The organism is Micromonospora sp. NPDC049559, from assembly GCF_040676675.1.
Classification (GTDB): domain Bacteria; phylum Actinomycetota; class Actinomycetes; order Mycobacteriales; family Micromonosporaceae; genus JBFAPK01.
Window position 1 is genome coordinate 14,726 of record NZ_JBFAPK010000046.1, and the last position, 21,773, is coordinate 36,498.

The following is a 21,773-nucleotide window of genomic DNA, read 5'->3' on the forward strand; positions in this document are numbered from 1 at the left end:
GAAACTCCTCGTCTGATCAGATTCAGGTCGGTCGCTGGAACCGCTTCCGTCCGGTCACAGCCACCGGTCGAGGAAGTCCCGCACCGCCACGGCCAGCGCGATCCGGTGGTCCGAGAGCGCGTGGTCGGTCGGCAGCTCCCGTTCCTCAAGCCGGTGCAAACCGGCCGCCCGGTACGCCTCGACCAGCGGCCGGTGGTGCACCTCGGCCGGGGTCACGGGGTCCCGGCCGGCACCGACCAGCAGTACCGGCCGGTCGACCAGCCGCGACGCGAGGCCGGCCAGCCGCCAGGCGTCCCCGGCGGCCTCCATCTCGGTCACGAGCGCCTCCCCGCTGGTGTCGCGCAACGGCAGCAGTTCCTCGTCGAACGCCGCCACGTACGCCGCCCGTACGGCCGGGTCGGCGCGGCTGAGGCCGGCGGCGGTACCGAAGTCGAAGGCGGTCACCGAGGCGACCGCGCGGACCGCCGGGTCCACGGCCGCGGTCATCAGCGCGGCGAAGCCCCCGGTGCTGTGCCCGACCACGCCCAGCCGCCCGGGATCCAGACGATGGGCCTGCGCGAAGTCCGGCTCCCGCACGGCGGCCACGACGGTGCGTGCGTCGGCGAGCACGTTCCCCCAGGACCAGGAACCGGCGACGCCCCACGAGCCCCGGTAGTGGAAGACGAGGGAGGCGTACCCGGCCCGGCGCAGCGCCTGCGCCAGGTCGAAGTTGCGCTCGTTGCCGGGGAAGCCGTGCAGCAGCACGACGACGGGGTGCGGGCCCGGCCCGGCCGGGACGTGCAGCACGCCGAGCAGGGTCGCCCCGGCGCTGGTGAACGTCACCGCGGGGGTGCTCGCCGGCGGCACCGCCTCGGTCGGCGGGTCGGTTGCCAGGAAGTCGATCGTCACGGGTACCTCACGAAGTCGCGTGGCTAGATCGAACCGATCGGTTCGATTAGAACGTACCAGCGCTGCCGGGGCGGCCGACACCCTCCCTCCGCCTCGCGCGGCCCCGCGCCCGTCGACGCGAGGTCCCCTGCCCGTCGGCCCGAGCACCCAGGCCGCCCGCCGGGCGGGCGGTGTCCGCAAGTGACCTTTCCGCGACCGCGACCGCCGATCACGCTGGTCGATGCCGGGCGCCGCTGGAGACCGGGGCCGCCCCGCGATCCGCGTGCCAACGGGGCACCTGTCGAGGAGGAAACCGGGTATGCAGACCGATCGGCGCGGAACGCGCCTCGTGGCGAGGATCCTGCTGGTCCTGACCGTGGCGTTGGCCGGGCTCGGCCCGGCGACCGGCGCGTACGCGTTCGGCGGCGCCTTCTACCCGACCCAGCGGATCGGCAACCGGGGCGTGGACGTGTTGGCGATCCAGTACCTACTGCAAGAGCACGGACACGACACCCCGGCCGACGGGATCTTCGCGGCCCCGCTCGACATCGCGGTACGCGCCTTCCAGTCCGCGCACAATCTCGCCGCCGACGGCATCGTCGGGCCCAAGACCTGGGGCGCGCTCGTGGTGACGCTCACCAGCGGCGCCAGCGGGCCGGCGGTACGGGCGCTACAGGTGCAGCTCAACAAGAAGCGGGACGCGCGGCTGAGCGTCAACGGCAGCTTCGACGCCGCCACCCGCGCGGCCGTGGTCTCCTTCCAGTCCCACGCCGGGATCGGCCCCGACGGCATCGTCGGCCCGACCACCTGGACCAACCTCGCCTGGCACTACGCCTACCCGGACCTGTCGAGCGGGCTGTGCGACCAGGACCCGGACGGCAACGGCCTGGCCAACTGGGCCACCGGCGCCGCGATCGGCCAGTTGGAGGCGGCCGCCACGGCCTTCGCCGCCACCGGACGCGGCCCGGTACCGCTGGGCGACGCGGGCTTCGAGCACGGCGGCGGCATCCCCGGCCATTCCAGCCACGACGTCGGGCTCGACATCGACGTCTGGCCGATCCGTACCGACGCGGCGCAGTGCACCGCCGGCCGGATCACCTGGCAGTCCGCGACGTACGACCGCGCCGCCACCCGGCAGCTGGTCAACGCGATCCGGGCCGCGGCGCCGGGGCACGTCTCGTTCATCCTCTTCAACGATCCGACGCTGATCGCCGAGGGGCTCACCTCCCAGTACGCCAACCACGACAACCACCTGCACGTCCGGTACTGCGAGCGGGTCCACCCGAGCAGCCTCTACACCTGCTGACCGTGCGGCTGCGCCGCCCCCGCCTCCTGGGCGGCAGCTCGTTCCGGCGCACTCGCCCGCACAATGAACGCCGTGCTCGCCGCTACCCGCACCCTGCTGACCTCGCTCGAACCGCTGCCGTACCGCGAGCGGACGAACCGCCTCGCGGAATGGGCCCGTACCGCGCCCGACCGGGACCGGGTCTGCGCCGACCTGCGCGAACAGGGCCCCTACGAGCGGCGTCTCGCCCTGGTCGCGGCGGTGGTGACCCGGGACGCCGAGGGCATCGCCGCCGCGACCCGCGACCCCCAGCCCTCGATCAGGGGCGCCGCGATCACCGCGGCGGTGCGCGCCGGCATCCCGGTCGGGGACGTCACCGACCGGCCGGCGACGGAGCGGCGCCGGGTGTATCGCGCCCTGCGCCGCGGGTCCGCGCCGGCGCTCGCCGACTCGCTCGTCACGGAGATCCGTGACCAGTTCGGCGACGAGGAGGCGGCCGCGCTGCTGCCCGCCTGCGGCACCGACACGGTACGGGCCTTGCTGCCCGAACTGGAGCACGCGCTCACCCTCGAACGGCTGGTCCGGCGGCACCCCGGCCCGCTGCTGGACCGGGTCCGCGAGCGGCTGGCCGCGACGCCGCCCGAGCTGCGCGGCAGGATCTGGGGCGGTGCCGCCGGTGCCGTGCTGCGGTGTGACCCGGCGCAGGCGCTCGACCTGCTCGAACGGTACGCACCCGAGGCCTCGCTACCCGGCCCGCTCGTCGCCTACGGGATGCTCGCGGCACACCACGCGGGTCGCGTCGCCCGCCTGCTCGCCGCGCCCGGCCGCGCGGCCTGGCTGAAGCGGACCCCGCTGCCGCCGGCCCTGCTGCGCCGCCTCGCACCGCTGCCCACCGACGAACTGGCGCCGCTGGCGAACCGGTTCCGGGAACACAGCCGGGCGCTGGCGGCGCTGCTCGGCGCCGTGGCGCCGGCCCGGCGCGGTGAGCTGTACCGCCGGGCCCTGGCCGGGGCCGACACGGCGGTGCTGATCCCGGCCGCCGAGGTCATGGAGGTGCTGCCCGCCGCGGTCCGGATCCGCGAGGCGACCCGGGTGCTCGGTCTGGCGAGGACCCGCGAGCGGGAGTCCGAGGTGCACGGCTGGAGCGCGTACCTCGCCTGGCCGGACGCGTCCGCGGCACTGGAGGTCGCGCTGCGCTCGGGCGACGCCGACGAGCGGGCACACGGGTACACGCTGTTGGTGGCAGCCGCCCGCCGCTCCCGCGACCCCCGGGCGGTGGCCGAGGTGGTAGTCCGGCTCGGCCGGCTGCGCAACGAGCAGGATCCGGTGCGCTCGGCCGCGCTCACCGCGCTGGTGAAGGTGGCACCGCTGCTCACCGCGGAGACCGCGGCCGGGCTCACCCAGCTGACCACCGACGCGGTCGACGCCCGCGACGCCTCCCCCGCCACCACGACCGCGCTGGGCGCGCTCGCCGCCGACATCCTGCGGCACCACGTCGCCGTGCCGGGGCTACGCGAGTGGGCGCTGCTCACGATCGACCTGGTGAGCACCGGCGCGAGCGCGCCGGTACTGGGCCGCTTCGACACGGTGCTGCGCCGCGGGCAGGAGGCGATGGTCTTCGAACGGCTGCGCGGCTGGATCGAGGCCGGCCTGGCCCGCCGCCGGTACGGTCCGCTCTTCGCGCTCACCCACGCACTCGGCCGGCGGGCCTGGCGGCTGCCGCGGTTGCAGGAGCTGCTGCGTCGGGCGATCGGCCCGCGCACGCTGCCCTCGGTGGCCCGCACGGCGATCGGGCTCTGGCTCGACGACCCGCGTACCCGCGCGGACCGGGTCGCCGAGGTGCTCGACACCGACCCGACGGCGGTGACGATCGACGCGGTGTGGTCGACGATCTGCGCGTCCCGCACCGACCTGCTCGACCGGGCGCTGAACCAGCGGCCGCGCGGGCGGTTCCTGGAACCGGGGACGCGATGGGTGCCCGCCCGGGCGTCGCACGCCGAGCGCTGGCTACCCCGCCAGCGGGCCCGCTTCGTGGCCGCGCAGGAGTTGGTCGTCTCCGATCCCGGACTGGGGGTTTGGGAGCGCGCGGCGGCGGTCCGGGCCGCCGCCGGCGTCCCCGGCGCGGGCCGCGAGCTGGTGCTGCGCCACCTCGACGCCCCCGAGGTGGCGATCGCCGAGGCCGCGCTGGGCGCGCTGGTCTGGACCGACCGGCCGGACGAGGCGCTGCCGGTGCTGCTCCGGTACGCCGACGGCGACCGGGCGCGGGTCGCGCTGTACGCGGCCGGACGGGCTGCCCGCTACGTCCCGCCGTCCCGGCTGGCCGATCCGCTCCGCGCGGTGGTGACCGGTCCGGCGAAGATCACGAGCCGGAAGGAGGCGGCCCGGCTGCTGGCACGCTACGGGCCGCCGGGGGCGATGGCGACGCTGCGCGAGGCGTACGCGGACCCGGACGCGCACCGCGACGTGCGCGCGGCGATCGTCTCCGCCGCCCGGCAGCGGCTGCGGACCGAGGCGAGCTGGACCATCCTGCGGAGCGCGGTCGACGGCAGCCGGGAGGAGCGGCGCGCGGTCCTGAGCGCGTACCCGTACACGATCCCGGAACGCCACCGCCCGCGCTACGGCGCGCTCGTCGTCGAGGCCTGCCGCGCGGCCGACCGGGAGATCCGGCGCGCCGCGTTCGCCCAGCTCGGGGAATGGTCGCCCTGGCTGACCGGGATCACCGAACTGGTCGTGGACCGGCTCACCGACCTCGGCGAGACGATGGTGCACATCGAGGTCGCCAACCTGTTGAAGGCCGGCGGCGACGAGGTACTCGGCACCGCGCTGGCCCGGCTCGTGGATCGCGACGCGGGCGACGACCATCCTGGCGACCCGGCCGCGGACCGCCCGGCCCGACGGCGCATCGAACTCCTCGCACGCGGCGCGGCCGTGCGGTCCGGGGTCCGTCCGGCCGGTGCCGACCGGTCCGCTCTGGTCGAATCGACGCGGTGGCTCGCCGGTCACCCCGCCTTCGCCGGCACGGCCATGGGACTGCTGGTCGACCTCGGCCGGCTGGACAATCTGGACGAGATCGCCGGACTCTGCGCGGGTCGGCCCGTGCTCGCGCTCCGTACCGCCGAACGCGTCGGCGCCCGGCTGCGAAGCCTCCCCGAATGGCCCGACCCGGCGATCCTCGCCGGGACGGCCGCGCGGCTGGCGGGGCGGGGCGACCTCGCCGGCGGGCTGTTCGCGGTGGCGCTGGTCCGGCACGGGGCCGGCTTCGGTTGGCCGGCGCCGTGGCGGGATCTGCTGATCGGGCTGCGCCGGCACCCCGACGCCGACGTGCGCGAGGAGGCGTACGCCGTCGACATGAGCTGACCGGCCGGGTTCGGTCCGGCGGGCTCGGCTGGACGTCGGCACCGCACCCCGTTCCCGCCTGCCGGTCACCCGGGCGGGTCGGCCCGCCGCCGCGTCGACGACGGCAGGCCGCGGGCCTACGGCACCAGCCCGCGCCGGTACGCCTCGACGCCGATGGCGAACCGGCTCGTGGTGCCGAACTCGACGGCGACGGCGGCGATCCGGCGGCGCACGGTACGCACGCTGGTGGCGGTGACCCGGGCGATGTCGGCGTCCCGATGTCCCTGCGCCAGCAGCCGCAGCACCCGCCGGTCGAACGGGCTCAGCGCGCCACCGCCCGCACCGGCACGCTCCACGCCGCCGGCACCGGCACCCGCACCGGTAGGGGCCACGCCACCGTCGGCGTCCGTGCCGCGCCACCCACCGGGCGCACCACCGCCGCCGCCGGCGCGCGGATCGCCCTCGACACGCCGGCCGCCGGTGGGCTCGTCGGAGCGTGCCCAGAGCTGCCGGAAGCAGCTTCGCAGCAGCCCGACGACCGGCTCGGAACGCAGCACCACCGCCGGACCGGACGCCACCGGGCCGGCCAGCGCCAGCACCGCCGTGTGCCGGTCGACGACGCGCAGGTCCAGCGGGGCGGGCCCGCTGTACCGGACCTCGGGCCGGCGGCCCGACGGCCCGCCCGCCTCGCCGCCGTGCTCCGGCGGGCACGAGCCGGCGTAGAGCAGCCGGGTCGCGGCCTCCGGTGCGCCGGCCCGCTCCGGCCAACCCAGCGGCGGTGCGCCGCCCGGTCCGGCGGCGACCACCGCGAGGTACTCGGTGCGCGCGGCGAGGCGCAGCTCCCGCAGCTCCCGGGCGAGCGCCGCACGACCGGAGAGCACCCGCACCGCGGGCTCGGACACCGGTACCCCGGCGGGTGCCGCCGACGCCGGTTCGTCGGCGGGCGCGGACGGGCCCGGTACCGGCGCCGCGCCGATCTCCCGGCCCGGCACCGGGTCCGGCACCGGGCCCGGGTCCAGCAGCCGCAGCAGCCCGTCCAGTTCGGCCGGGCCGGCCGGCCCGGTGGCCGCCCGGCCGTCCAGTCCGGCCAGCAGCCGGGTGAACGCCTCCGACGGATCGACCGCCGCCAGGCCGCCGGGCAGCTCGGCGGTGCCCCGGACCAGCCCGAGCCGGTACAGCTCGGCGAAGGCGGGACGGTTTGCTCCCTCCCCCGGCAGCGGTCCGGAGCCGAGCGGCAGCTCGCCGCCGCCGAGCAGCAGGCACAGGTACAGCCCGGCCGCCTCACGCGAGAGGATCCTGTCTGGCATGGTGGCCCTTTCCGTCACAGCCAGCCCCGTCGGGCCGCCTCTACCCCGGCGGCGAACCGGGTCGGTACGTCCAACACCCGCAGGACCGCGGTCAGGTGCGACCGGACCGTCTTCACCGTGACGCCGGCCGCGGCGGCCAGCTCGGTGTCGTTGCGGACGGTGGTCATCAGCCGCAGGATCCGCCACTGCGCCGCCGTCAGTTCCGGCGGGCGGCGGGCGGCGGGCGGCTCGGTGGCACCCGACCAGAGCAGTTGGAAGAGTTCCCGGGCGGCCGTGGCGACACCGGGCGCACGGAGATAGGCCGCGTCGGGTACGGGCGCCCCGGCGCCCGGCGCGCCGCCGCCCAGCGGCCAGACCAGCACGTGCTCCCGGTCGACCACGAGCAGGGACGCGGTCAGCCCGGCGGCGACGCGTACGGCGGCGTGCTCGCACAGCGCCCGCACGGCCGGCTCGACGCGGGGGTCCCGCGCCACCGACCGGTCCAGCAGCACCCGGTGCGCCGGCCCGGCGTCCCGGGAATCGGACGGCACCGGCCCGTCGTCCCGGGGATCGGACGGCGACCGGCTGGCCCGGGGATCGGCGGCCGGCGGCTCGGCGGCCCGGACATCGGCGGCCCGGAGGTCGGGGGCCCAGGGTGGAGCGGACGGCGACTCGCCCGCGCCGCCGCGCACGTCCAGCAGTTCCCGGCGCGCCCCGCGCCGCAACGACCCGGCCAGTTCCCGCGCCTCGTCCGTGGTGAGCAGTCGGGCGGCCGCACCGCCCGCGCCGACCGTACCGGGACCGGCCACCGTCCACACCCGACGTTGCCGCCCCGGTACCGCTGATGTTCCCACCCGTGCTCCCATCGCCCCGTACGCCCCGCGCAAGGGGCCGAACACGTGGATACCGGCCGGTCGCAGCGGCGAGGTAGCGCGCCGGTAGCGCCGCCGGCCGGCTCGCCGCTCGGCCGCGCTTGACACGGCATTTATTCCGATCAAGGGTGTTCTCGGCAGGTAGAGGTTCGCGGGTCCGTCGTGTCTCGGGACAGGCGTACGGATCCCGCCCGCCGCGGCATCGCGAACCCAGCGAGCGGAGGCGTGATGCGGTACCGGATCCTCGGTCGGTTGACCGTCTGGAACGGCCGGGAGTGGACCCAGATCAGCGCCTCCCGATGGCGCTCGCTCCTGGCGTACCTGCTGGTCAACGCCAACCGGTTCGTCCCCGCCGAGCGCCTCGTCGCCGAGCTCTGGGGCGACCGGCCGCCCGATTCGGCGGCCAAGTCCCTACAGGTGTACGTGTACCGGCTGCGGCGCGCGCTGGGCGACCCGCCGGCGCGGCTGCTCACCCGACCCAGCGGGTACGAGTTGAGCGTCGCCCCGGGCGAGGTCGACGCCGACCGCTTCACCGAGCTGATCGGCCGGGGCCGGCAGGCGCTGGCCCAGGGAAGCACCGACGAGGCGCTGCGTACGCTCGTCGAGGCGCTGGCGCTGTGGCGCGGTGACCCGCTGGCGGACGTACCGTCGACCGCGACCGTGGCCGCGGAGGCCGAACGGCTCGCCGAGCACCGCCTCGCCGCCTGGGAGAGCCTGGCCGACGCGAAGCTCGCCGCCGGCCGGCACGCCGAACTGGTCGCCGAGCTGCGGGCGCTGGTCGCCGAGGAACCGCTGCGCGAGCCGCTGTGGGCGAAGCTGATGACGGCGCTGCACCGGTCCGGCCGGCGCTCCGACGCGCTGGCCGCGTACGCGTCGGCCCACCGGGTGCTCGTGGACGAGTTGGGTGTGCCGCCCGGCGTCGAGTTGCAGCAGACGTACCAGGGCATCCTCACCGACGACGGGCCCGGGCCGGTACCGGAGGGCCCGCCGGCCGAGCCGTGGGCCCCGGCGTACCAGCTGCCGGCCCGGCTGCCGGACTTCGTCGGCCGCACCGCCGAGGTCGAGCGGGTGCGCCGGCTGCTCGCCGGACCGCCCGACGCGGACGGTACGCCGGCGGCCCGCACCGTGGTCGTCGCCGGCACGCCGGGCGTCGGCAAGACGGCGTTCGCCGTGTACGCGGGGCATCTGCTGCGCGACGCGTTCCCCGACGGCCAGCTCTTCGCCGAGCTGCGCGGCGCCGACAACCGGCCGGCCGAGCCGGAGGAGGTGCTCGCGTCGCTGCTCAAGTCGCTCGGGATCACCGGCGCGGAGCTGCCGGAGGGGTTGGCGGAGCGGTCCCGGCGGTACCGGGCGGAGCTGGCCGGGCGCCGAACCCTGGTGGTGCTCGACAACGCCAGCCACGAGCGTCAGGTACGCCCGCTGCTGCCCGGCAGCGGTACGAGCGCGGTCCTGGTGACCAGCCGCAACGCCCTGGCCGGGCTGGAGGCGGCGGCCCGCGTGGACCTCGACGTGCTGCCGGACGCGGAGGCGTTGGCCCTGCTCGCGGCGGCGGTCGGCGACGACCGGGCGCGGCGCGAGCCGGAGGCCGTCGGTCGCCTGATCCGGCTCTGCGGCAACCTGCCGCTGGCGCTGCGGATCGCCGGCGCCCGGCTGTCGACCCGGCGCTACCTGTCGGCCACCCGGCTGGCCGAGACGCTCGACGACGAGCGGCGCCGCCTCGACGAGCTGCGCGCCGGCGACCTGGAGGTACGGTCCAGCGTCGCGCTCAGCTACGACGCGCTGGACCCACCGGCCCGGCGGGCGCTGCGGCTGCTCGGGATGCTCAACACGCTGGTGGTGCCGGAGTGGGTGGTCGGCGCGCTGCTCGGCTGCGGACACCAGGAGGCGGAGCGGATCACCGACGCGCTGGTCGACGACAACCTGCTGGAGTTCGACTCGACCGGGGCGGCCGGCGAGCCGCGCTACCGGCTGCACGACCTGGTCCGCCTCTTCGCGCGGGAACGCGACACGGCCGAGGAGACGGCGGCGTCGCGTACCGCCGCGCTGACCCGGGTCTGCGAGGCGTACGCGGCGATGGCCCGGCGCGCGGACGCCGGCCTCGCCGACGGCTTCCTCGGTTCCATTCCGGCGGCGGAGCCGGCCTGGCTGCCGCGCGCGGCCGACGTCGAGCGGCTGCTGGCCACGCCGCTGCGGTGGCTGGAGAGCGAACGCTCCACCCTCTGCGCCCTGGTCCGCCAGGCCGCCTCGGCCGGGCTGGCCGGCGTGGCCTGGCGGTTGGCGGCCTCGCTGGCCACCTACTTCGAGATCGCCGCCCACTTCGACGACTGGCGGGACACGCACGAGGTGGCGCTCGCCGCGGCGCACGGGGCCGGCGACCGGCTCGGCGTCGCCGTGATGTACCGCAACCTGGGCGAGCTGGACACCGTCGTGGACCGCTACGACCAGGCCGGTACCGAGTTCGAGGCGGCGCTGCGGGCGTACCGCGAGGCCGGGCAGCCCGGCGAGAGCGCGGCCTCCGGCCTCGGCGTGCTGCGCCGGTTGCAGGGCCGGCACGAGGAGGCGAGCGACTGGCTGGAGCGTTCGATCGGCGGGGCGCGCGCCAGCGGCAACATCCGCGCCGAGGCGTACGCCCAGCGCGCGCTGGTCAGCGTGTACCTGGAGCGCGGCGAGATCGAGCTGGCCGAGTGGTCGGCCGGGCACGCGCTGGCGTTGACGGACCGGATCGGGTACCGCAACGGTGAGGCGGCCACCCTGCGCTCGCTCGGCCTGGTGCGGCTGGCCGCGGGCCGGCTCGCCGAGGCGCGCGAGGAGTTGGAGCGGGCCGGTGCGCTGGCCGCCGAGGTCGGCGACCAGGCCGGCGAGGTGCACGGACGGCAGTGGCTCGCCCACGTCGTCGACCTCGGCGGCGACCCGGAACTCGCCGAGGCGCTGCTCGACGAGTGCCTGTCGGCGTACCGCCGCCTGGGCGAGCCGTTCGGCGAGGCGTTGACGCTGCGTACCCTGGCCGACCTGTACCTGCACTCGGGACGGACCGCGGCGGCGACGGCGGCCGTTGACCGGTCGCTGTCGACCTGGCGCCGGGTGCACAGCCCGTACTGGACCTCGCGCTCGCTCGACCTGGCCGCGACCGTGGCCGAGGCGGACGGCCGTCCCGAGGTGGCCCGGCAGGCCAGGGGCGAGGCGGCGGCGCTGCGCCAGGCGATGGGCCTTCCCGCGGACCTGCGGCCGGGCCTGCTCAACGGTAGGGAGATCGGCGGGCATCTGCACCGGCCGGCGGAGCGGCGCGCCCCGGCGGCCGAGACGGTGGGCGGCCGGACCGCGCTGCCGGCCGGCGCGGGCTGACGCCGCGCCCGTGGGGGGTGGGGCGGCGCATCCGCCCCGGCACCTAAAGTAAAGCCGGGCAACGGTTTCCTGTGCGGTAGGAGATGCGGTGGGCGGTCGATGAGCAATTTGATCTATGGTGTCGATCCCCACGCGGTGGACACCGTGGCGGAGTTCGTGGCCCAGTTGCGCCTGGTACGGGAGCGTTCCGGGCTGAGCTACCGGCAGATCGCCCGCCGCGCCGAGCAGGCCGGCCACGTCCTGCCCGCGAGCACGCTGGCCACGATGCTGTCCCGGACCACGCTGCCGCGCGAGGACCTGGTGGTCGCGCTGCTCACGGCCTGCGGCGGCGAGCCCGAGGTGGTGGCGCAGTGGCTCGTGGTACGCCGCCGGCTCGCGTGGACCGAGCCACAGTGGACGCCTACGGCTCCCCCGCCGGGCGAGCCCCCGCCGGCCGCTCCCCCGGGCCCGTCCGGCGGCTCGCCACCGGAAACCGGGGACGGCTCGCGAGTGGAGGCCCCGAACAGCGCTCGGCCCGAGGCCCCGACACGGCCGGACACCCCGAACGGCTCGCGTCCGGAGACGCCGGTCGCGGACGGCGGCGCGGCGGCGGGCACGGTCGAGAACGGACAGACCGGGCCCGCGCCCGTCGGGACCGGACACGCCCCCGGCACGGAACCGGCGGAACCGGCTGGACCAGCGCAGACAGCAGGACCGGCGCAGACAGCGGGACCGGCGCGGACAGCGGGACCGGCGCAGACAGCGGGACCGGCGGGACCGGCGGCGCCGGCCGGGCCGGAGCCACGCCGAGCGCGCCCGCGCCGTACCACCGTCGCGCTGGTCGCCGCCGGTCTGGTCGCGGTCCTGGCCGTCGCGGCCGCGGCCGTGACCTGGCTGGGTGACGACCGGTCGGCGGAGCCCGGACCGGGCGGGGTGACCCCGACGACGGGCGGAGCACCGCCGCCCGGGCCGTACCGGATCCGGCTGGCGCACTCGGACCTCTGCCTCTCCGAGCGCTCCGACAGCGACGACGGGCACCTCTACCAGGCGAGCTGCGCGACCGCGATCCCGGAGATGACGCTGACCGTGCTGAGCGGGGGCGTCTACCAGATCCACACCTTCCATCCCGTGTTCAAGGAGGGGTGCACCGGGGTGGAGTCCGCCGCCACCGAGGTGAACGCGCCGCTGGCCGACGACTACTGCGGCGAGGCGGACGCGCACGACTTCCGGCTGGAGCCGGTCGCCGAGTCCGCCGGCGGGTTCCGCATCCTCGCCGTCCACAGCGGACTCTGTCTGGGCGTACCGTCGGCGGCCACGGCCCAGTGGCAGCCGGTGCTGCAGCTGACCTGCTCCCCCACCAACGCCGGCCAGGTCTTCCACTTCGACCCGCGCGCCGAGGTCAGCAGATGACGCCTACCCGCCGGTAGCAGCACCCGCCCCGTCCCCAGAGCACACCCCGGGAAAACGTGACATTTCCATGACTCGGTGATCTAGCTTTCGCTGGCACAGAGTGAAAAGATCGTCACGATCACCGAGCGAACCGGCCCTGCTACTCGTCGGGGACACCTCGTCCGACGGGGCGTGGAGTTCGGGGCGGGTTGGGGAAGGAGACGTGGCAGAGGTGTGCGATGTCTGAAACGTTGTCCGCCGAGTCCGGCAAGGTCATGTCAGTTCCCGCCCGTCGGGCGCTCCCCCAGCTGATCCGCGATCCATACCAGACCTTCGTCGACCTCGCGAACCGGTCCGGCGGCGACCTCGTCCGCATCGACCTCGGCTTTTTCCGCACCTATCTGGTGACCCAGCCGGCGCACGTGCAGCACGTGTTACGGGACAACGCCGGCAACTACACCCGGGACGGCGGCAGCATGCTCTGGCGGTCGGTGCGCCGGGCCACCGGCGACGGCATCCTGGGCGAGGGGCCGGTATGGTCGACCAGCCGGCAGATCCTGCAACCGCTCTTCACCCCGAAGCGCATCGAGGCCCTGGTCGAGGGGATGGCCACGGCGATCGACGAGGCCGTCGCCGAACTGGACGAGCCGGCCCGGGCCGGCCGCGCCGTGGACATCGCCGCCGAGCTCTCCCGGATCGTGTGCCACGCGGTCACCCGGGTCTTCTTCGCCGACAAGATCTCCGTGCCCGACGCGGTACGAGTGGTCCGCTTCCAGGACACCCTGGTCACGTCGCTGCGTACCCGGCTGCTGCTGCCGTTCGTACCCGACGCGGTTCCGGTGCCCGGCGACCGCGCGTTCCGCGAGGCGCTGGCGGCCATCGACGACATCCTGATGCCGGTGGTCCGGTCGGCCCACCGCCAGCCGGGCGACGGCGACGACGTCATCTCCACCCTCGGTCGGGCGCGGACGCCGGACGGGCGGCCCCTCGACGAACGGCGGATACGGGACGACCTGGTGGCCATGTTCGCCGTCGCCACCGAGACCACGTACGCCGTGCTCACCTGGCTCTGGCCCATCCTCGAGGCGCACCCGGAGGTGTCGCGCCGGCTGTACGAGGAGATCGACCGGGTCGTCGGGAACGGTCCGGTCGGCGCGCCGCAGCTCGCCGAACTCACCTACACCCGGATGGTCCTCGACGAGCTGCTCCGGCTCTACCCGCCGGGCTGGTTGCTGCCCCGACGGGTGATGGCGGACGACGTGCTGGGCGGGGTACCGGTCAAGGCGGGCGCCACGGTCATCCTCAGCCCGTACGCCACCCAGCGGCTCGCCACCCTCTGGGACCGTCCGGAGACCTTCGACCCCGAGCGGTTCGCCGCCGACCGGGCACGGCGGACCCACCGCTATGCCTACTACCCGTTCGGCGGCGGCCCGCACCAGTGCCTCGGTCAGCACCTCTTCTTCCTGGAGGCCCGGCTCATCCTGGCCACCCTGCTGAGCCGGTTCCGGTTCCGGCTGCGCGACTCCCGGATGCCCGCGCCCAAGGTCGCCGCCTCGCTGCGGCCGCTTGAGCGGGTCGAGCTGACACTCCTGCCCGTCCAGCGGGCCGTTCCGTCCTGAGCGAGGAGCAGCGTGCACCCCACTACCAGCCTCGACCCGATGCTGTCCGCCGCGGCGCACGGTCGGATCTGTGCGACGGCGGCCACCACCCAGCGCGGCCTGAGCGCTCTCGCCGGTCGGTACCCCGAGCTCTTCCCGGCGCCTCCCTTCGACCCGACGCTGCTCCACAGCCTCGCGCTCGCCACCGCGTTCCTGTCCCCGGACATGTCCACCGACCGGCTCGGCGTCGCGAGCCGCTCCGGTCTGCTGGTATTCGCGCTGGACTGGCAGTTCGACCACGTCGCGAAGACCGCGGCCGAGGTCGAGGAGCTGGCCGCCGCCTGCCTGCTGGTGGCGCAGGGCGGCGAGCCGCAGCCGGGCGACCCGGTCGCACCGTTCCTCGCCTCGCTCCGCGACGAACTCGCCGCGGCGCCCGCCTTCGCGTCGACCCGACACCTCTGGCTGACGGAGCTGCGGCTGATGCTCGCCGCGATGACACAGGAGTGGTACTGGCGGCCGGCGAACAGCGGAGAGGCCGCGCCCCCGAGCCTCGACACGTACCTCGACAACGCGGCCAGTGCCGGTTCCTCCCTCATCAACGTCGCCCACTGGATCGTCGGCGCCGAGCCGGGCGAGTTCGACGAACCCGCCGACCTGGTCGACGCCAGCCGCTCGGTCCAGCGCGCGCTGCGCCTGCTCAACGACCTGGCCACCTACGAACGTGATCTGCGGTCCGGCGACGTCAACGCGCTGCGCGTGGCCGGACGCGACGAGGTGATGGCACGGCTCGACGAGGTGACCGAGGAGTCCCGTGACCGGTTACGTCGGCTCACGGACCGGTTCCCCGAGCAGGCCGATTACCTGAACCGTCAGCTGGGATTCACGGGCGGCTTCTACCGGGTCGGCGATTTCTGGGACAGCAAGTGACCGTCAAAGGTGAGATCGGTGGCGCGTCGATCGGCGCGACGGGTGCCGACGAGTTCGGCATCGCGGTCCGCGACCTGCTCAACGAGCTGGTGCTCGAGCCCTGGGGACAGAGTTCGCCATCCGTCTACGAGACCGGACGACTCGTCACCATCGCCCCCTGGCTGACCGGGCACGCGGAGCGGATCGAGTATCTGTTGGCGACGCAGCGCCGGGACGGCGGCTGGGGCGCTCCTGGGGGATACGCCCTCGTTCCGACGCTGAGCGCGACCGAGGCCCTGCTCGCCTGCCTGCGCCGCGGCAGGCCCGGCGAGGCCGGCATGGGCACCTTCCGGCTCGTGGCGGCGGCCGAACGCGGCCTACAACTGCTGTTCGACCTGCTCGCGGACCGTACCCTGGCCATACCCGACATGCCGGCGATCGATCTCACGGTGCCGGGCCTGGTGGCGGCCGTGAACGAGCATCTCGACGCGGTCGGCGCGCATGCGGGGCCGGTCCTGGTAGCCGGCCGGCAGAGCCGACGACTGACCCTACCGCCCGCCGTGGACGGTCGGCGGCTCACCGCCATCCGTGGTGCCCTCGCAACGGGCGTCCGGGTTCCGGAGAAGCTGTGGCACGCGTTGGAAGTCGTGGGTGACCTGGCCCGGGAGGCGCGCGGCGTCACCCTCGTGCCGCCCGGCACCATCGGTGGCTCGCCGGCCGCCACCGCCGCCTGGCTCGGCGGCCCCCGGCCGGACAGCCACGGCCAGCCCGCGCTCACCTATCTGCGGGAGGCCGTGCGGCGGCACTCGGGTCCGGTGCCCTGCGCCACGCCACTCACCGTCTTCGAGCGTGCCTGGGTGCTCGGCGCGCTGGCCCGGGCCGGGATCGATCTCACCGTTCCGCCGGAACTGGTCCAGTCCCTGCGGGCGGCCGGGACCGCCGGCGGGACCGCGGCCGGGCCGGGGCTGCCGGCGGACGCGGACACCACCTCGGTCGCGCTGTACGCGATGGGACGGCTCGGCATGTCGGTCGAACCGGCGAGCCTGTGGCCCTTCGATACGGGGACCCACTTCAGCACCTGGCCGGGCGAGGACGGCTACTCCATCACCACGAACGCCCACGTGCTGGACGCCCTCGGCCAGTACGCGAGCCGGGAGCCCGGCGCCGCGCCGCGATACCGGGCCGCGGCAGCGCGGCTCTCCGCCTGGCTGTCGGAGCATCAGGACGCCGACGGCGCGTGGTGGGACCGCTGGCACGCGTCGCCGTACTACGCCACGTCCTGCTGCGTGCTCGCACTGCACGACTACGGGGACGGGCCCGCGGCGGACCGGGCGGTCGGCCGGGCGGTCGACTGGGTGGTCGCCACCCAGCGGAGCGACGGCTCGTGGGGGCGTTGGGGCGGCACGACCGAGGAGACCGCGTACGCGCTCCAGGTGCTCCTCACCGCGGACCCGCCGACCCGTCCCGGAGCCGTCCACGCCGCGGTCGCCGGTCTCGCGTATTTGGAGGCCAGCGCCGGGAAGCAGCTCGACCCGCCGCTCTGGCACGACAAGGATCTCTACCGGCCGACGGCGATAGTCCGTTCCGCCGTGCTGAGCGTACTCGCGCGGGCGAGACGTCAACTCGGCGTGGTTCCGCCCACCAAATAACTCATAAGCGATAAGCCGCGGGATAGCGGTTGATCAGGCAAACTTGAGGGACTCTTCGGACACTGCTAGCGTGCCCCGATGTCTGCCCGCTCGGGTCGCCTAACGGCGCGTCGATCGACGACACCCGAGGGACAAAGTTGTTGACAGTCGTTTGCAGGTCCGGCGTGGGACGGTGTGATGGGTTCTCGCAGTACAAATCTGCGTACCAAAGTGGTTGCGCTGCTGGCCTCGCTGGCCGCGCTCTGGGCCTTCGCAGCATGGGTGACCCTCAGGGAGGGTATCAATCTACTCTGGGTCCAGACCTACAACAGCAACATCAATCAGCCGAGTCAGCCGCTCCTGCTGGAGCTGCAGGTCGAACGCCGATTGTCCCTCTCCTATCTCGGTAAGCCCAATCCCCAGCACCACCAGGGTCTGGTCGCCCAGCGGCAGAAGACCGACGAGCTCACCGCCGAGTTCCGGAAGAAGGCCCAGGGTTCACTGAGTAAAATGGCGGCCAGCGCGGACCTCGAAGGGCGCATCGGCGATCTCCTCGCCAATCTGGACAGCCTCGGCACCACCCGGGCGGCGATCGACGCGCAGACCATCGACCGCGCGCAGGCGGCCCGCGCCTACAACACGGCCACCGAGTCGATGTTCCGGATGTACGACGCCATCGGCGAACTCGACGACGAGAAGATTTCGGCCGACGCCGCCACGCTGATCCTGCTCTATCAGGCCCGGGAAATCGTCTCGCAGGAGGACGCGCTGCTCGCCGGGGTGCTGGCGGCCGGCCGGATCACCCCCGCCGAGCAGTCCCAGTTCGCCCAGCTCGTCGGCACGCAGCGCTTCCTGTCCGGTAAGGCCGCCGGCCTGCTGGCGAAGCAGGAGCGGGCGCAGTACGACGCGCTCGTCGGCGGCGACGCGTTCGTCCACCTCCGGCAGCTGGAGGAGCGCCAGATCGAGAACGGGCGTCCCGGCACCAAGCTCTCGATCGACGCCGCGGACTGGGACCGTACGACCACCGCCGCCCTCAGCGGCATGCAGGACCTGGTCCGCAACGGCGGTGATCTGCTGCTGGAACGCGCCACGCCGGTCGGCATCCTGATCATCGTCCGGCTGGTGCTCGCCGCCGGTCTCGGTCTCCTCGCCGTCGTCGCCTCGATCGTCGTCTCGATCACCACGGCCCGTGCCCTGGTGGCACAGCTGGAGCGGTTGCGTGAGGCGGCCCGCCGGCTGGCCAACGAGCAGCTGCCGGGCGTGGTCGAGCGGCTCGGTCGCGGTGACGACGTGGACGTGACCAAGGAGGCGCCACCCCTGGACTTCGGCGACGACGAGATCGGCCAGGTGGGTCAGGCGTTCAACGTCGTGCAGGAGACCGCGATCCGTACCGCGGTCGAGCAGGCCGAGCTGCGGCGCAACGTACGCGACGTCTTCCTCAGCCTGGCCCGGCGCACCCAGGCCCTCGTGCACCGTCAGCTCACGCTGCTGGACACGATGGAGCGGCGCGAGAACGACGCCGAGGAGCTGGAGGACCTGTTCCGGGTCGACCACCTCGCCACCCGGATGCGGCGCAACGCGGAGAACCTCATCGTGCTCTCCGGCGCGACGCCGGGTCGGGCCTGGCGGCGCAACGTGCCGATGATCGACGTGATCCGGGGCGCGGTCGCCGAGGTCGAGGACTACGCCCGGGTGACCGTGCAGCCGACCGGTCCGGTCGCGCTGGCCGGACGCGCCGTCGGTGACGTGATCCACCTGCTCGCCGAGCTGGTCGAGAACGCGCTGTCGTTCTCCCCGCCGCACACCAGCGTCGACGTGCGGGGCCAGATGGTGGCCAACGGTTTCGTGATCGAGATCGAGGACCGCGGCCTGGGCATGAGCGAGGAGGACCGCGCCGCGGCGAACGAGCAGATCGCCAGCCAGCACGAGTTCAACCTGGCCAACGCCACCCGCCTGGGTCTCTACGTGGTCAGCCGGCTCACCGAGCGGCACGGCGTGAAGGCGCACCTCAAGGAGTCGCCGTACGGCGGTACGACGGCCGTGGTGCTCATCCCGCCGAACCTGGTGACCGAGACCGGGGCCGACGACGAGGTGCCGACGGGCGTACGCTCCGGCCTCTCGCTCGCCGGGGCGCCGGCCGAGCAGAACGGTCGGTCCGTCGAGGCCCCGCGCGGTCCGGTCGCGGTGGCGAACCCGCCCGCCGTGCCGGCGCCGCGCGAGCCGCTCTCGTCGCGCGAGCCGCTGCCGCCGCTGGAGGCCCGGTCGGCGACCCCGACGGCCACGCCGCGCCGCCCCCTCGCGCCGGCGCCCCCGGTACCCGAGAGCAGCTCCGAGGGCACCGCGGCGGGGAACGCCGGTGGTCCCGGGCAGCCGCCGGCGGGCGGCGGAACCACCCCCTCCGGACTGCCGTTCCGGGTCCGTCAGGCCAGCCTCGCGCCGGCGCTGAAGACGGACCAGGCCGGTACCGGCCCGACGGAGCCGGCGGCGGACGACGAGGAGGCACCCCGGCCGCCGGAGAAGGTTCGCCGGATGATGAGTTCGTACCAGACCGGGACCCGGCGCGGTCGCAGCGACGCGGCCCGCCTGATGGACGAGGACACCGTACCGCTGGCGCAGTCGGGCGACGACTCGTCCGACGCCGGGGACCAGCCGCTCACGTGACCGGGCCCGAGATCGACTCTGGGCGTCGGCAGCAGAAAGAGGACAACGAGTGGTGCAGAAGACAGCTTCGAGCGCGGCGGATCTGGCCTGGTTGCTGGACGATCTGGTAGGGCGGGTCAAGCAGGCCGAGCACGCCATCGTCCTGTCGGTGGACGGCCTGCTGGTCGCCTCCTCCAGGGGGTTCAGCCGGGACGACGGTGAGCACCTGGCGGCGATGGCGGCCGGCATCCAGAGCCTGGCCCGGGGCGCCGGCAAGCGCTTCGGCGGCGGCCCGGTACAGCAGACCATCATCGAGATGCGCTCATCGTTCCTGTTCGTCACGGCGGCCGGGCACGGCGCGTGCCTGGCGGTACTGGCCGCCGAGGACGCGGACGTCGGGCTGATCGCGTACGAGATGGCGATGCTGGTGACCCGGGCCGGCAAGTACCTGGCCTCCCCGGCCAGGTCGAACGATCAGTTACCCGGCGAGAAGTAAGCCCGGTCATGAGCGTCCCCCCAGACGATTTCTCCACATCGGATCAGTGGGTCGACGATCATGCCGGGCCGGTCGTCCGGCCGTACGCGATGACGCGCGGCCGGACGAAGCCGATCCGCGGCAAGTTCGACCTGATCTCCCTGGTGATGGCCACCCGATCGACATCCGCGGGCGAGGTCGGCCTGGGCCCGGAACACCTCGCCATCCTCGGGCTCTGCCAGCGCGCGCTCTCGGTCGCCGAGGTGGCGGCGCACCTGAACCTACCCGTAGGGACCGTCCGCGTCCTGCTCGGCGACCTGCTCGACCGAGAGCTTGTCCAGGTGCGGAACCCCCAGGCGACGACCGCCCCTTACGACGACAGCGTATTCGAGGCAGTGATCAATGGACTACGAGCACTCTGACGAGCAGGCCGGCGAGCAGGCCCTGCCAACCGCGATCAAGATTCTGATCGCGGGCGGCTTCGGCGTCGGCAAGACGACCATGGTCGGCGCGGTCAGCGAGACGCGGCCCCTGCGTACCGAGGAGGTCCTCTCCGAGCAGGGCGTCGGCATCGACGACATCTCCGGGGTGGAGCAGAAGAACACCACGACGGTGGCCATGGACTTCGGCCGGATCACGATCAGCGACGAGCTGGTGCTCTACCTCTTCGGTACCCCCGGCCAGGACCGGTTCTGGTTCGTCTGGGACGAGCTGGCGCTGGGGGCGCTCGGCGCGGTCGTCCTCGCCGACACCCGCCGACTCGCCGACTGTTTCCCCTCGGTCGACTACTTCGAGCGCCACGGCACCCCGTTCATCGTGGCGGTGAACTGCTTCGAGGGTGCCCGGCAGTACAGCCTGGACGAGGTCCAGCTGGCGCTGAACCTGGACCCGGACGTACCGGTCATGCTCTGCGACGCGCGGCGCCGGCAGTCCGGCAAGGAGGTGCTGATCGCGCTGCTCAAGCACGCCAAGAAGGCCCGCGACCGGGCCCTGAACCAGCCGGCCACCGCCCGCTAGCATCCCGCGCGACGGTCACCGCCCGGACCCGCGCGACGGAACCGCCCGGCCCCGCACGACGGGGACCGGGCGGTTCGGCGTCCGGCGGGTCGACAGCGGACGCTCGACGGCGGGCGGTCGACGGCGCTCGGCGGCGGGCGCTCGGCGGCGGGCGGCGGCGGGCGGAAATTGCCGGGCGGGACCGGCTTCGGGCTGGTAACGTGCCGTAGGCCGTGACACCGCCCGAGGAGGTGAGACCCATGAACGCTGTACGCACGTGGGTGCTCCCCCTCGTCGTCACGGTCGGGCGATCGACGTAGGGGTCGCCGGGAGCGCCGCAATCCACGGCACTCCCGAAAGGCGCCACCCATGCATTCTCTGTGTTTCACCTCCGAGACATCGTCGAACGGTGTCGTCGAACGCGACTTCGTCGTGGGCGACGTTCCCGGCGTGCTCTGGTCGTCCGTGGCCGGTTCCGCGCACGCACCCGTCGTGCTGATGGGTCACGGCGGCGGCCTGCACAAGAAGACTCCGGCGCTGCTGGCCCGCGCCCGCCACGCCGTGACCACCTGGGGTTTCACCGTGGTCGCCATCGACGCGCCCGGACACGGCGAGCGCCCACGCACGGCCGAGGACGAACTGGCCCGCGCCGAACTCCGGCAGGCCCTGGCGGCAGGGGACACCGGACGCTTCGAGTCGACCAGCGTCCGCTACGTCAGCTCGCTGACGGAGCGCGCCGTACCGGAATGGCGGGCGACCCTGGACGCCCTGCAGGAACTGCCCGAGATCGGCGCCGAGGCGCCGATCGGTTACGGCGGCGGCATCTCGATGGGCACGGCGATCGGGGTGCCGCTGACGGCGGTCGAGCCCCGGATCACCGCCGCCGTCTTCGGTGGCGGGTTCTTCGTGTACGACGCGCTGATCGAGGCGGCGCGGCGGATCACCGTTCCCGTCCAGTTCCTGCTCCCGTGGGACGACGAGCACGTCGACCGCCGGTCCGCGCTCGCGTTGTTCGACGCCTTCGCCTCCACCGAGAAGACGCTGCACGCCAACCCGGGCGACCATCGCACCATCCGCTGGGTGGGGCTCGACGACGAGTTCCTGGCCCGGCATCTCGGCCGGGCCGCGGGCTCCGACCCCGGGCGCCGGGCCGGGGTAAGCGCCGGGTAAGCGG

Annotated in this window: 15 protein-coding genes; 12 read left to right on the top strand and 3 right to left on the bottom strand. The window is 74.4% G+C overall.

Going from position 1 to position 21,773, the window contains the following annotated elements:
• Positions 1-54 precede the first annotated feature (54 nt).
• On the bottom strand, positions 55-888 hold the full coding sequence (locus AB0J86_RS33750; protein WP_363861741.1) for an alpha/beta fold hydrolase: 834 nt from the start codon (positions 886-888) through the stop codon (positions 55-57).
• Between the two features lie 298 nt (positions 889-1,186).
• Between AB0J86_RS33750 and AB0J86_RS33755 the strand changes: the two genes are divergently transcribed.
• Positions 1,187-2,173 carry a penicillin-insensitive murein endopeptidase gene (locus AB0J86_RS33755; RefSeq protein WP_363861742.1) on the top strand — a complete coding sequence of 329 codons (987 nt, stop codon included), beginning with the start codon at positions 1,187-1,189 and terminating at the stop codon, positions 2,171-2,173.
• Between the two features lie 63 nt (positions 2,174-2,236).
• The gene (locus AB0J86_RS33760) at positions 2,237-5,509 is read left to right on the top strand and encodes a hypothetical protein (RefSeq protein WP_363861743.1); all 3,273 of its coding nucleotides are present in this window, start codon (positions 2,237-2,239) and stop codon (positions 5,507-5,509) included.
• 116 nt (positions 5,510-5,625) lie between these two features.
• Here the strand turns inward: AB0J86_RS33760 and AB0J86_RS33765 are convergent, their stop codons facing one another.
• Positions 5,626-6,795, bottom strand: coding sequence for a hypothetical protein (locus tag AB0J86_RS33765; RefSeq protein WP_363861744.1), 1,170 nt, complete (start codon positions 6,793-6,795; stop codon positions 5,626-5,628).
• Positions 6,796-6,809: 14 nt separating this feature from the next.
• Positions 6,810-7,628, bottom strand: a complete 819-nt coding sequence (locus AB0J86_RS33770; RefSeq protein WP_363861745.1) for a hypothetical protein — start codon at positions 7,626-7,628, stop codon at positions 6,810-6,812.
• Positions 7,629-7,874: 246 nt separating this feature from the next.
• On the opposite strand from AB0J86_RS33770, the gene AB0J86_RS33775 reads away from it, so the two are divergent.
• The 10 genes from AB0J86_RS33775 to AB0J86_RS33820 all read left to right on the top strand — a co-directional run bounded on the left by AB0J86_RS33775 (position 7,875) and on the right by AB0J86_RS33820 (position 21,769).
• Entirely contained in the window at positions 7,875-10,988 is a 3,114-nt protein-coding gene (locus tag AB0J86_RS33775; protein ID WP_363861746.1) for a BTAD domain-containing putative transcriptional regulator, read from the top strand.
• 99 nt (positions 10,989-11,087) lie between these two features.
• On the top strand, positions 11,088-12,377 hold the full coding sequence (locus AB0J86_RS33780; protein ID WP_363861747.1) for a helix-turn-helix domain-containing protein: 1,290 nt from the start codon (positions 11,088-11,090) through the stop codon (positions 12,375-12,377).
• Positions 12,378-12,595: 218 nt separating this feature from the next.
• Positions 12,596-13,975 (top strand): cytochrome P450, encoded by a 1,380-nt coding sequence (locus AB0J86_RS33785; protein WP_363861748.1) that lies wholly within the window; start codon positions 12,596-12,598, stop codon positions 13,973-13,975.
• 12 nt (positions 13,976-13,987) lie between these two features.
• Positions 13,988-14,881 carry a terpene synthase family protein gene (locus AB0J86_RS33790; protein WP_363861749.1) on the top strand — a complete coding sequence of 298 codons (894 nt, stop codon included), beginning with the start codon at positions 13,988-13,990 and terminating at the stop codon, positions 14,879-14,881.
• Positions 14,878-16,509 carry a prenyltransferase/squalene oxidase repeat-containing protein gene (locus tag AB0J86_RS33795; protein WP_363861750.1) on the top strand — a complete coding sequence of 544 codons (1,632 nt, stop codon included), beginning with the start codon at positions 14,878-14,880 and terminating at the stop codon, positions 16,507-16,509. Before AB0J86_RS33790 ends, AB0J86_RS33795 begins: the two co-directional genes overlap by 4 nt.
• 177 nt (positions 16,510-16,686) lie before the next feature.
• A complete protein-coding gene (locus tag AB0J86_RS33800) occupies positions 16,687-19,149 on the top strand; it encodes a nitrate- and nitrite sensing domain-containing protein (protein ID WP_363861751.1) in 2,463 nt (820 codons plus the stop codon).
• A 49-nt stretch (positions 19,150-19,198) separates the two neighbouring features.
• Positions 19,199-19,624 (top strand): roadblock/LC7 domain-containing protein, encoded by a 426-nt coding sequence (locus tag AB0J86_RS33805; RefSeq protein ID WP_363861752.1) that lies wholly within the window; start codon positions 19,199-19,201, stop codon positions 19,622-19,624.
• A gap of 8 nt (positions 19,625-19,632) precedes the next feature.
• Positions 19,633-20,025: a DUF742 domain-containing protein gene (locus AB0J86_RS33810; protein ID WP_363861753.1), complete on the top strand. Its 393-nt coding sequence runs from the start codon at positions 19,633-19,635 to the stop codon at positions 20,023-20,025.
• Positions 20,006-20,620, top strand: coding sequence for an ATP/GTP-binding protein (locus AB0J86_RS33815; protein ID WP_363861754.1), 615 nt, complete (start codon positions 20,006-20,008; stop codon positions 20,618-20,620). The genes AB0J86_RS33810 and AB0J86_RS33815 overlap by 20 nt, the downstream gene beginning before the upstream one ends.
• A 348-nt stretch (positions 20,621-20,968) precedes the next feature.
• Complete coding sequence (locus tag AB0J86_RS33820) at positions 20,969-21,769, top strand: alpha/beta hydrolase (RefSeq protein ID WP_363861755.1); 801 nt, start codon at positions 20,969-20,971, stop codon at positions 21,767-21,769.
• Positions 21,770-21,773 lie beyond the last annotated feature (4 nt).